This window comes from Gemmatimonas groenlandica (assembly GCF_013004105.1).
Classification (GTDB): Bacteria; Gemmatimonadota; Gemmatimonadetes; order Gemmatimonadales; family Gemmatimonadaceae; genus Gemmatimonas; species Gemmatimonas groenlandica.
Map to the genome: position 1 here is coordinate 2,632,067 of NZ_CP053085.1, position 11,927 is coordinate 2,643,993.

The window sequence follows — 11,927 nt, forward strand, 5'->3', positions numbered from 1 at the left end:
CCACGCGTCGTGACCTCACCATCGCACCCTTCGCAGGACCGCGCGTTCTTCGGTCATCCTCGCGGACTCGGCCTGCTCTTCATGACCGAGATGTGGGAGCGCTTCTCCTTCTACGGACTGCGCCCGCTGTTGGTGTTGTTCATGGCGGCGGCACTCGCCGACGGCGGCTTCGGATTCGATCGTCCCGCGGCATCGGCGATCGTGGGCATCTATGCGGCGTCGGTGTATCTCGCATCATTGCCGGGTGGCTGGATCGCCGACCGTTGGCTTGGTCTCCGCCGCTCGATCCTGATCGGGGCCATGCTGATCACGTCGGGACACTTGTCTATCGGTATCTCGGGAATGGCCGGCGCGGGCGTGGGCAAGATCTTCTTCTTCCTCGGCCTCGTGCTGATCGTGCTGGGCACCGGACTGCTCAAGCCGAACATCTCGGCGCTCGTCGGCGATCTGTATCCCGAAGGCGGCGCGCGCCGCGATGCCGGCTTCTCGATCTTCTACATGGGTATCAACACCGGTGCGTTCATCGGGCAGCTGGTCACGGGATACCTGGGCGAGCGGGTGAGCTGGCATTGGGGATTTGGTGCGGCTGGTTTCGGCATGCTCTGCGGCCTGCTGATGTTCTGGCTCAAGGCGAAAGACATGCTCGGCAGCCTCGGGCAGGACATCGTGCGTGATCCCGATCCCGCAGTACAGGCGAAACGCGAGGGCACCGTTCGCATGTATACGATCGCCGGTCTTGCCGTCCTCGCGCTGGTGTTCGTGCTCGCCAGCACGGGTGTCATCACGCTCGATCCGCAGGCGATCGGTGGCGCGATGACATTCGTCCTCGTCGGCATCGCGGTCGCGTTCTTCGGATTCCTGTTTGCGTTCGGCGGACTGACGCGCGATGAAAAATTGCGCTCCGGTGTGATCTTCGTCCTCTTCGCGTTCGCCGCGATCTTCTGGGCGGCCTTCGAGCAGGCGCCGACGTCATTGCAGCTGTTCGCCAACGACTTCACCGACCGCAATCTCTTCGGCTTCGAAATTCCCGCCACGTGGTTCCAGTCGGTGAATTCGGCGTTCATCATCCTCTTCTCGCCGCTCTTCGCAGCGCTCTGGATCATGCTCGCGAAGCGCAACATCGATCTCTCGAGTCCGGCAAAGTTCGCGCTCGGCCTCGCGCTCGCCGGTGTCGGATTTCTCGTCATGATATTCGCCGCCAATCGCGTCGTCGCCAGCGGTGGCACGGTGCTCGTGTCTCCGTGGTGGCTCATCATCAGCTACATGTTCCAGACCCTGGGCGAACTCTTCGTGAGCCCGGTCGGTCTGTCATCGATGACGAAACTGGCCCCGCGTCGCTACGTCGGACAGATGATGGGCATCTGGTTCCTGGCCACTTCGGTCGGCAACCTCGTCGCCGGTCTCGTGGGCGGACACGTCGATCCCACGAAGCTCGACCAGACGCCGCTCGTGTTCACCGGCACCGCCATCGCGCTCTTCGGCGCGACCGTGATTCTGGCGTTGATGATCGTGCCGATTCGCCGCATGATGGCCACGGCGAAGTAGCAACCAGCGGCCGGCTACGGCCAGGTGAAGAGGCTGGACGGTGCGGTGCGCTCGCGTCCAGCCTGCACGTCACGCGGCTCGTTCCAGAACACACGCGAACGGTCGACGCTCGAGAAGCGCACTTCGAATCGACGCTGCGGATCGGCACTGATCGGCAGCGCGAGGTCCACGCGCCATAAGCGACGCGAACGCGGCGGCACCGCGGCCAGCACCGACACACCGACCGCCCCGCGCCACGGTGTCGAGAGCGAGTACGGCACCGACTGCTCGGCCCAGAGTCGACCAGCCTCGGCAAATCCGGCAAAGCCGATGTCGGCCACATTCAGTCGGGTGGGCACCACGAGCCGCTGCTCCGCGCGAAGCACTAGACGCCGCGCGCCGGCCTGACTCGACGCGCGGTGGCCCATGATGCCGCCTTCGCGATCGGCGAGCGACAGCTGGAAGGGCACCCGCATGTCGCGCCCGGCGCTCCACTCCGACTCCACGACGGTGGTCTGCCGCACGGCCGGCCGGAAGTACCAGGCGAGCCTTCCGCTGGTGACAAAGTTGTCCCACACCTTCGCGTCGCGATCGTACCGCGCTTCGGTGACCGCCTGCAGTCCGACAAAGCTGCGCGTACCGCCATATCCGCCATACAGGTTGGCCGCCACGAAATGATCGCGGTCGCGGGCCTGCCGCACGACGATCGATCGACCGGCGACGAGTCCGAGCTGCATGCCGACACGAACGTCCTGCGCGCCGGTCAGTGCGTCGAAGCCTTGCACCTGCACAAATCGAATCGCACGCACGCCGAGCAGCGCGTTGGCGCGCACGACCCGCTGCGGTCGGAAGGTCGGCACCGCGGCGTCGGTCGTGTCCGCGATGACGCCCTCGCGCGTGAGGAGCAACGATTGCTCGTCGGTGCGCTGCACTTCGCGCGTAATCGATGCCCCGAGCAGTTTGAGCCGACCGACCGAACCCAGACGCGAAACCGCGCCGATGTTCGCGAATTCGCGACGCACCGTCAGTGCATTGCGCGGCAGCGCACCGCGCCGGAACTCCATAGGCTCGCGCGTGCCTCCGAGACTGCCGATCCACGCGTACCGCTGCAGGTCGGTGTAGTACGGCCGGACCAGCTCGAGCCGCATGTCCTGCCCAAATCGATTCCGCTGCGCGGAGAGCCGGAATTCGTTTCGCCCACGGCCGAAGGCGTAGTTGGCGAGGTCGATTCCCAACAGATCGTTGTAGGCGCGGCCATCGCGCCAATTGATCGCCGCCAGCGTGGCCGATCCGCCAAGGTTCGAGTCACCGAAGCGCATGCCGCGCACCATCGGCGACTTCGACTGCAACGTCGGCTCGAACACCAGGCTGAAGTCGTCGCGCGTCTCGACCTCGAGCCGCACACCGCCGGCCTCGTCGTCGAACACCCGGATACGAGCGTCGACCAGGAAAGGCTGCGCACGCAGTATGCGCTCCGATTCGGCCCGGCGGATCTGATTACACGCCTCGCCGACCTTCATCAGGAGGAAGCGCCTCACCACGTCGTCGCGCGTGTTCGCGTGCGTCCGCCGGACCGTACGGCGCACCCACTCGAGACGTGTCGGAAGACGTTCCGTGAACGGGGGCTGCGTGATGACAATGATGTCGCTGATCGGCTGCCCGGCGCATCCTGTCACCGGCAAGCGGCCGCGACTCGAGACCGGCGGCTGCTTCTGACCGTTGGCGCGCACCTCTTGCCCAGCCGCGGTACGCCACGGCAGACACATGGACCACAGGACCCCGACCAACACACGGCGGTGGATCACTTGCCCATTCGACGCTTGAGGGCCGCCAATCGCTGCTCGGCGTCTGCCTCGCGCTCGGCGCGCGTGCGGCGCGTCGGTGCGTTCGTCGGATCCGCGTCCGTGGCTGACATTGAGTCGGAGATGGGATCCAACATCGGGTCGTCGAGCTCGCTGTCGATGTCGGCCGCGCCGCCGTGTTCGAACGACGTCCCGGCTGACATGTCGTCTGGCGCCATCGGTTCCCTCGCCGCGGTCGTGTTCGACCGCGCGCCGGGAGCGACACCGGACAGAATCATGCGCAGTTCCCCCGCCATCTCTTCGTAGTCGCGCTCGGCAAGAGAGAGCTCATGTTGTTGCACCATCTGTTTGGTCTCGAGCATTGCGACGCGTTCCTGGTGCTGCACGGCGAAGCGTTCGGCGATCGCGACCGTCTCCTCATCGTGGATCTGCGCGGCCAATCCCTGCCGACGGCGCACCGTCTCGAGTTCCGCACGCTCCGAGGCCAGACGCGCGTTCGTCGAAGCAAGTGACGCGCGCAGGTCGTTGAGCCCCAGCTTCGCGTGCACGAGGGCGTCGCGCATGGCCTGCGTTGCCGTGCGGCGTTCATCTGGATCAAGGCGCGTGGAAAATCCGCGCAAGGCGTCTCGAAGCGGTTCGAACATGGGCGGGAAGGAGATCGGGGAAACTACCCGTCGTGCGTCCGAAGGAGAATCGGGCTAGCTGGAAGCCCGCCACCGCGTGTCGTCGCGCACCTGGCGCATCAGACGTTCGGGCGTGTGCACGTTGGGGAACAGCAAGCGGTCGCTCACGCGGTTGAGAGCCACCCGCAACCGCGGAAAGCGATCGGCCGCGGCAGCGAAGAGTGGGGTCAGACCATGCTCACCCGCCAGCCGATGGTCGGCGGCCAGTCGAAAGCCCCGCTGTCCCATCGTTTCAAAATACTCCAGATCCGGTCCGCCTCGGCGCCAGCGCCGCTGTTCGATGTGATCGGGAAAGAGTCCGCTGAGCCACAACGCATAATTGCCCAGATGCGCTCTGGCCAGAAAGCTCCTCGACGCGTCCCCGCTCTCCAGATCGTTGCCGAGTGAGGCGAGGGTGTCGTAGGTCGCGTCGTCGTGCTCGGCGATCTGCCTCGCCCGCTGCCGCAGTCCGAAGTGAAGCAGGATCGAGGCCACGTAGTCGGCGATAGGGCGATCATCTTCGCCGGCGGTTCGAAGGGCGTGCCGGACCAGCACATAGGTGAACAGCGGCCAGGATGCGTGGGCGCCTTGCCGTGCGCTCAGGAGCCCCTCGAGTAGCCGCGGATCATCCAGCAGTGCATCGAGTCCCTCATCGGCCAACCTGGCCTCGGCGTCGTCCTGCGCACGGCCGGAACCGCGCGAAACGAGCCGAACCACCAGTTGAGCGTCTTCGCGCCCCAGCCGAGCGCGTGTGTTCGCGAGAATCATGGCGTGTCCTCCCAGATTTCACGTACCCCGATCTCCCCTCGCCGGAAACGCTCCGCCGGAGGCCTCTCTCTGTTATTATCGGACGCACCCCAGTACGCCAGCGTTTTTTGGGCTGGCTCGCGCGTCCCGTTACCGGCTCCTGTGCTCTACCTCGCCATTCCCGCACACAATGAGGTCGCCACCATCGGCGTCCTGCTTTGGCGGATCCGCACCGTCCTCGCTGAATTTCCTCGCGAGTACGAAGTCGTCGTGTACGATGACGCGAGCTCCGACGAAACGGCGGAGGTGGCGGAGCAGTACGCGCACGCGATGCCGGTCACCGTGATCCGCGGCACGGCGCACGTCGGCTACGCCGGCGCCCTCGATGCGCTGATCCGGCACGTATCCGCGCAGACGCGCTATCCGCGTCGCGACGCGATGCTGTTGGTGCAGGGTGATTTCACCGATCCGCCGGGTATCGTGCCCGAGTTCGCCCGTCGTTTCGAGGGCGGTGCCGACCTCGTGGTTGGGGAGCGGATGGTGGTCGCCGACGCGCCGGTGCCGGTCCGCCGCTTGTTCAAAGCGGCGCATTGGGCCATGCGTCCGTTCGTGCGGGTCGACGGGGTGAATGACCTCACCGCCTCGATGCGCCTGATCCGGATTTCCGCGCTGCGTGATCTCGTGCGTCAGGCCGGCGCCGAGCCGATTTGTGTCGGTGATTCGTGGACGGCAAACGCCGATCTGCTGCTCAAGCTCGTCCCGCTGGCCCGTCGGGTGGAATCCGTACCGATGGAGCCGACCTACGGCGTGCGCATGCGTGATACACGCCGCGTGGCCGTGCGCGATGCCCTCGCCGCCCTCAAATGGGCCTGGGGAGCGCGCGGCCGACGTGCCGTGGCTGGATCGGCCGCGGAAACGTCGGGCGACACGGAACGCCGTCCGGCCCGCGGAGGCGCACCCGCCGGCAAGCGACGCGAAGAGACCGAACTCTCGGTCGAAAAGCTGCGTGAGCGTGTACGTGACCGGCCGCGTATCGAGGACGAGGAGTCGTTCAACGGCCGGCGCGAAGGTCGGCGTCGCGAGCGTGAACGGGCGAAGGGCGAGCGTCCTGCCGAGGAACAGGGAGACGCGCCGTCCGCTGTTGTCGCGGAGCGCGTCGTGGAGCGCGTCGTGGAGCGCGCGCCGTCCGCTGTTGTCGCGGAGCGCGTCGTGGAGCGCGCGCCGGAGCGGCCGGTGACCGAATCGCGGCCGCCGCGCGCCGAGCGCCCGGAGCGCCCCAAGCGCCCGCGTGGCGAGACGGCCGACGGCGAGGCCAAGCCAGCGCGCCCCGAGCGTCTGCCGCGAGGCGAGCGTCCGGCAAAAAGCGACGCCCCGCGACCGCCACGGCGCGGGCGTGAGGAATCGCGCTCGCCGTATAGCGATCCATCAATCGAGCTCGAGGATCCGTTCGCGGCTCCCTCGGCGAAGCGCGATGGACCCGATCGCGCGCTCGAGCGTGCCCTTGGACCCGTCGATGCGAGCGAGCCGACCACCGGCTCGCGGACGTCCGACAGCGAGACGCCGTACGCTGAACGCAGCGCCATGCCGCCTGCCGTCGATCGTCGCGATGATGATGGCGACGACGGCCGCGAGGTCGATGGTGACTTGGGCGAGCGCACCGAAGGTGCGGAGAGTGCCGAGGGTGAAGACGGCGCCGCGCCGCGCAAGAAGCGCCGGCGTAACCGCCGGTCGCGTCGCGGACGCGCCAAGACGGACGGCACGGCCAATGATGACACCTCCGAGGAAGGCGAGGCCGACGCCGACTCCTCAAGCGAGTCCGGCGCCATCGACGCGGACCTTCCCGTGGCGGGAGCTCCGCCCCGTTCCCGCAGTCGTGCCCCGAAAGCTGACGCGGACGAGGGTGAGAGCGACGAGGAGGCCAGCGGTGCGCTGGCCGAGGTCGACGGCGACGAATCGGACCTCGATAGCGCGGCACGCGCGCGGCGGCGTGGACGCCGCGGACGGCGCGGCGGGGCGCGACGGTCACGCGGGCGTCGCGACAAGGACGGCGGAGAGGGTGGCGGCGCTGATGCCGGCGGCGCTGACGCGGAAGGCTGAGCAACACGCACAGCGCAAGCGCCGAGCTCAGAGCTCAGACAGTCAGGCTCAGGGATCAGACTTTTTATAGCGGTCGGACTTCAGCAACAGCAGTCCACAGTATCGAGGCGTTTGGTTCAGTGTTGAGTGGGCGCGATACATCCGACCGCGCACTCCATCAAACGCCTCGCGACTGTGGACTGTCGTTGCTCGACTCCGAACACTATAAAAAGTCTCAAGCCAGAACTCAGAAAACTGAGCACTGATCCGCCCAATCCGTCGGGTCCGCCCGCCTATCCCCGGATCGCGCGTTCGATCCGCTCCGCCGTGGCCGGGCTCACTACCCGGATCACGAAGTAGATCACGGCGCCGATCAGGACGACGCGGATCGCGAAGCCCAGCAGCATGAACAAGAGCCCAACCAGCGGCCCCAGCAGCCCGAAGACCAACTTCAGGGCGACCAGGCCAAGCATGGCGATCAGGCCGACGGTAAACAGGGTACGGAGCATGGTCTGCCTCAGGTCAAAGTGGGGTTTCTTCCACGTACGCTAGCCGTCCCGCAAAGTTTCCGCACTCCGGCATTCCGTCTATTTTGCGTTTGATGGTTACTGACGTGTTTCCCGAGACCGTGCACCGGGCTACCTTCACCACATCACGTCCCGGACCACCCCGGGCCTTTCCCAGCAGAATATGGCCGAGCAGTTGGTTCAGATTATGGGACGCCACCGCCGCGAAGCGCTCCCCGAGCGTAAGCCATCGTGGCTCAAGGTGAAGGCCCCTGGAGGCGCAAACTATGTGCGTCTCAAGCAGATGATGCAGGAACTCGACCTGCATACCGTCTGCCAGGAGGCCCACTGCCCCAACATCGGCGAATGCTGGGAACACGGCACCGCCACCTTCATGATTCTCGGTGACGTCTGCACGCGCAACTGCGCCTATTGCGCCGTCTCCCACGGACGTCCGCCCAAGTACGACATCGAGGAACCGTCGCGAGTCGGTCAGGCGATCGCCGAGCTGAATCTGCGGCATGCGGTCATTACCTCGGTCGATCGTGACGATCTCCCCGACTTCGGCGCGTTTATCTTCGCCGAAACGATTCGTCAGATCCATCAGCGCCTGCCCGGCTGCTCGATTGAAGTGCTCGTGCCCGATTTTCAGGGCAACGAAGACTCAATCCGCACCGTGCTCGAGGCGCGACCCGACATCTACAACCACAATACGGAAACGGTGCCGCGCCTCTACAAGAAGGCGCGCCCCGGCGGTCGCTACGAGCGGCTGCTGGAAATTTTCCGGATCGCCAAGCGTATCGCCCCCGATATCCCCACCAAGACCGGCATCATTCTGGGTCTCGGCGAGACCAACGAAGAAGTCGTCGAGGTCATGAAGGAGCTCCGTTCCGTCGACGTCGACATTCTCACGCTCGGCCAGTACCTCCGCCCCTCCGACGGACACATCGCGCTCGATCGCTATGTCACGCCCGAGGAGTTCCGCGAGCTGTACCTGGTCGGTATGCAACTCGGCTTCAAGCATGTCGAAAGTGGCCCGCTCGTGCGCTCCAGTTACCACGCGTGGGAGCAGGTGCAGGCCGCCGGCGTCTGACCGGACGCGCATCGCTCGACCTCGTATTTCACACCTGAACACTCCCCATGTCGACCGCGAAAACCCGCAAGAAGGGCGAGACTGTGCGCGCCGATGCCAAGGCTGATGCCAAAGCATCGGAGGTCACGTCGGCCGCCACGAATCGTGAGCTGCTCTATTCGATGCTGTTGCAGCGTCGTTTCGAGGAGCGCGTCGCCGAGATGTATGCCATCGGACGTATCGGCGGCTTCTGTCATTTGTACATCGGACAGGAAGCCATTTCGACCGGCGTGATCTCGTTGCTTCGCGCCGACGATTACATCATCACGACGTACCGTGATCATGGTCAGGCACTGGCCCGCGGCATGACGCCACGCGCCGCGATGGCGGAGTTGTTCGGACGGCAGGACGGCTGCGCGAAGGGTAAGGGCGGCTCCATGCACATGTTCGACAAGCAGCTCGGATTCCTCGGTGGACATGGCATCGTCGGCGGTCACATTCCGATCGCCGCCGGTGTCGGCTTCGCCATCAAGTACCGCGGCGGCGATCAGGTGATTGTCTGTTTCATGGGCGAGGCGGCCGTGAACAACGGCGCGTTCCACGAAGCGCTCAACATGGCGGCGCTGTGGAAGCTGCCGTGCCTGTTCATCATCGAGAACAACCGCTACGGCATGGGCACCGCCGTCGAGCGCGCCTCGGCCATTCACGACATCTACAAGCGCGGCGCGTCGTACGACATGCCGCGCGATGTGGTCGATGGCCAGGACGTGCACGCCGTGCGCAAAGCGACCGAAGAAGCGATCGAGCGCGCGCGCACCGACGGTACGCCGACGCTGCTCGAAATCCGTACGTACCGCTTCATGGGCCACTCGATGTCCGACGCGGTGAGCGGCACGTATCGCACGAAGGAAGAGCTGGAGCAGTACCTCAAGCGCGACCCCATCGCGCTGCACCGTCAGCGCATGGAAGAGGCAGGAGAGATTTCGCCCGCCGACGTGGCCGCGATGGACGAAGAGATCAAGAAGATCGTGCAGGACAGCATCGACTTTGCTGAGCAGAGCCCGGAGTTGCCGCTCGAGGCGCTCATGGAAGACATCCTCGTCGAAACCACGAGCTGAGAGCCCAACGACCATGGCCGTGATCACGTACCGCGATGCGCTCAACATGGCGCTCCGCGAAGAAATGCACCGCGACGACCGCGTATTCCTCATGGGTGAGGAAGTCGCCGTCTATCAGGGCGCGTACAAAGTTTCGAAAGGACTGCTGCAGGAATTCGGTGAGATGCGCGTGGTCGACACGCCGATCACCGAACTCGGCTTCGCCGGCGTCGGCGTCGGCGCCGCGATGGCCGGATTGCGTCCGATCATCGAGTTCATGACGTGGAACTTCGCGCTGCTGGCGATCGACCAGGTCGTCAACGCCGCAGCGAAAATGTTGTACATGTCAGGCGGTCAGTTCCCGATGCCGATGGTATTCCGTGGCCCGAACGGCGCCGCGCTGCAACTCGGCGCGCAGCACTCGCAGGCGTGGGAATCGTGGCTGGCGCACATCCCGGGCCTCAAGGTCGTGGCGCCGGCCACGCCGTACGATGCGAAGGGACTGCTCAAGGCGGCCATCCGCGATGACAATCCGGTGTGCTTCCTCGAAGGCGAAATGCTCTACAACACGAAGGGCGAAGTGCCCGACGATGATTACATCGTGCCGATCGGCAAGGCGGAGCTCAAGCGTGAAGGCGAGCATGTGACGCTGGTGTCACATGGCAAGATGGTGCTGGTGGCCCTGCAGGCCGCTGATCAGATGGCGAAGGAAGGCATTACCTGCGACGTCGTCGATCTGCGCACGATCCGCCCGATGGACGTCGACGCGATCACCGCGTCGGTGAAGAAGACCAGCCGGTGCGTCGTGGTGGAAGAAGGATGGGAAGTGTGCGGCGTGGGCGCGCAGGTGGTGGACTACGTCCAGCGCCATTGCTTCGACTACCTCGATGCACCGGTGCTCCGCGTGCATCAGGCCGATGCGCCGATGCCCTACACCAAGAGTCTCGAAAAGGCCGCCAAGCCCGACTTGCCGAAGACGATCGCGGCAATCCGACAGGTTCTCTACCTCGACTGACCGAGCGATCATGGCAACGAAAGTGATGATGGAGGCGCTTTCTCCCACGATGGAGGAAGGACGCCTCGTGAAGTGGGTGAGGAACGTCGGTGATGCCGTGAAGACCGGTGACACCATCGGTGAAGTCGAAACCGACAAGGCGATCATGGAACTCGTCGCCCGCGGTGACGGCGTGTTGCGCGCGCAGTTGATCACCGAGGGCACCACGGCTGCCGTCGGCGCGGTAATCGGGGTGATCGCCGCCGCCGACGAAGACATCGCGGCGCTCACCGGCGGATCCGCGCCGGCGCCCGCCGCGGCTTCACCCGCGCCTGCTGCCCCTGCTGCTGAACCGGCTGCTGCCCTTGCTGCTGCGCCGGCCGCCGCACCGGCTGTCGAGCCGGCCGCCGACGTCGCGGCGCCATCGGGCCCCGTGCGTTCGTCTCCGCTCGCGCGGCGCATGGCCGCCGAGAAAAGGCGTGAACATCGGCGCCATCCATGGCAGCGGACCGGGCGGCCGCGTAATCCGTCGCGACATCGAAGGCGCAGCCGCCGCGGCACCAGTCGCGGCCGCCGCGCCGGCGCCGGCGCCGTCCGCAGCACCGGCGGCCAACGCGTCGTCCAAGGGGGCGCCGACTGCCGTCGCCACCGCCATGCAGATCGACGGCGAATTCAAGGACGTGGCCCTCACGCAGATGCGCAAGACGATTGCACGTCGCCTGAGCGAGTCCATCGGCCCGATACCGACGTTCTATCTCACGTCGGAAATCGACATGACGAAGGTGGGACAGTTGCGCGAGCAGATGGTAGCGAACGGCGATCAGTACAAGGTGTCCGTCAACGACATCATCATCAAAGCCGTCGCCATCGCGCTCACCCGTCACCCTGAGTGCAATGCACACTGGATGACGGATCACATCCGCTATTTCAGCGCGGCGCACGTCGGCATGGCGGTGGCCACCGACGACGGTCTGATCGTGCCGGTGATTCGCGACGCGCAGCTCAAGGGGCTCGGCCAGATCGGTAAGGAGGCGCGCGAGCTCGCCAAGAAGGCACGTGAACGGAAACTGCAACCGGCCGAGTTCACGGGCGGCACGTTCTCCGTGTCCAACCTCGGCATGTTCGGGATCGATCAGTTCACGGCGATCATCAATCCGCCCGAGGCGGCGATTCTGGCCGTCGGCGCGACGGAGACGAAGCCGGTGTGGGAGAACGGCCAGTTCGTGCCGCGGCAGCGCATGCGCGTCACGATGAGCTGCGATCACCGCGTGATCGATGGCGCGGTCGGCGCCAAATTCCTGCAGACGCTGCGCAGTCTGCTCGAAGCGCCCATGATGATGCTCTTCTAGTTCACGACTCCAACGTTCCAGATCCCGGATCGTTACGACACCGCCGCTAGTATCACCGCCAGTACCCGAACGCACCAATCGCCACGCGCAGTTGGTGC

The 11,927-nt window shown here is 65.6% G+C and carries 10 protein-coding genes and 1 pseudogene; 7 read left to right on the forward strand and 4 right to left on the reverse strand.

Annotated features, from left to right (window positions below; all coding sequences use genetic code 11):
* Positions 1–9: 9 nt before the first annotated feature.
* Complete coding sequence (locus tag HKW67_RS11155; RefSeq protein ID WP_171225457.1) at positions 10–1,545, forward strand: peptide MFS transporter; 1,536 nt, start codon at positions 10–12, stop codon at positions 1,543–1,545.
* Positions 1,546–1,559: 14 nt separating this feature from the next.
* Here the strand turns inward: HKW67_RS11155 and HKW67_RS11160 are convergent, their stop codons facing one another.
* Genes HKW67_RS11160 through HKW67_RS11170 form a run of 3 tightly spaced genes read right to left on the reverse strand, consistent with a single transcriptional unit; the run spans position 1,560 to position 4,756 of the window.
* Positions 1,560–3,329, reverse strand: coding sequence for a BamA/TamA family outer membrane protein (locus tag HKW67_RS11160; protein WP_171225458.1), 1,770 nt, complete (start codon positions 3,327–3,329; stop codon positions 1,560–1,562).
* Positions 3,326–3,970, reverse strand: coding sequence for a hypothetical protein (locus HKW67_RS11165; RefSeq protein ID WP_171225459.1), 645 nt, complete (start codon positions 3,968–3,970; stop codon positions 3,326–3,328). The genes HKW67_RS11160 and HKW67_RS11165 overlap by 4 nt, the downstream gene beginning before the upstream one ends.
* A 54-nt stretch (positions 3,971–4,024) precedes the next feature.
* Entirely contained in the window at positions 4,025–4,756 is a 732-nt protein-coding gene (locus tag HKW67_RS11170; RefSeq protein ID WP_171225460.1) for a hypothetical protein, read from the reverse strand.
* Between the two features lie 141 nt (positions 4,757–4,897).
* Here HKW67_RS11170 and HKW67_RS11175 point away from each other — a divergent pair, with 141 nt between their 5' ends.
* Positions 4,898–6,832: a glycosyltransferase family 2 protein gene (locus HKW67_RS11175; protein WP_171225461.1), complete on the forward strand. Its 1,935-nt coding sequence runs from the start codon at positions 4,898–4,900 to the stop codon at positions 6,830–6,832.
* Positions 6,833–7,104: 272 nt separating this feature from the next.
* Here the strand turns inward: HKW67_RS11175 and HKW67_RS11180 are convergent, their stop codons facing one another.
* Complete coding sequence (locus tag HKW67_RS11180; RefSeq protein ID WP_171225462.1) at positions 7,105–7,320, reverse strand: hypothetical protein; 216 nt, start codon at positions 7,318–7,320, stop codon at positions 7,105–7,107.
* Positions 7,321–7,525: 205 nt separating this feature from the next.
* Here HKW67_RS11180 and lipA point away from each other — a divergent pair, with 205 nt between their 5' ends.
* From lipA to HKW67_RS22305, 5 genes and pseudogenes are all read left to right on the forward strand, one after another.
* Positions 7,526–8,410, forward strand: a complete 885-nt coding sequence (gene lipA / locus HKW67_RS11185) for a lipoyl synthase (RefSeq protein ID WP_206044383.1) — start codon at positions 7,526–7,528, stop codon at positions 8,408–8,410.
* Positions 8,411–8,571: 161 nt separating this feature from the next.
* The gene (gene pdhA, locus HKW67_RS11190; RefSeq protein ID WP_425486254.1) at positions 8,572–9,507 is read left to right on the forward strand and encodes a pyruvate dehydrogenase (acetyl-transferring) E1 component subunit alpha; all 936 of its coding nucleotides are present in this window, start codon (positions 8,572–8,574) and stop codon (positions 9,505–9,507) included.
* Between the two features lie 13 nt (positions 9,508–9,520).
* Positions 9,521–10,501: a pyruvate dehydrogenase complex E1 component subunit beta gene (locus HKW67_RS11195; RefSeq protein ID WP_171225465.1), complete on the forward strand. Its 981-nt coding sequence runs from the start codon at positions 9,521–9,523 to the stop codon at positions 10,499–10,501.
* Positions 10,502–10,550: 49 nt separating this feature from the next.
* Positions 10,551–10,679 (forward strand): annotated as a pseudogene (locus HKW67_RS22660) (biotin/lipoyl-containing protein); the annotation flags it as partial.
* Positions 10,680–10,959: 280 nt separating this feature from the next.
* Entirely contained in the window at positions 10,960–11,829 is an 870-nt protein-coding gene (locus HKW67_RS22305; RefSeq protein ID WP_206044384.1) for a dihydrolipoamide acetyltransferase family protein, read from the forward strand.
* Positions 11,830–11,927 lie beyond the last annotated feature (98 nt).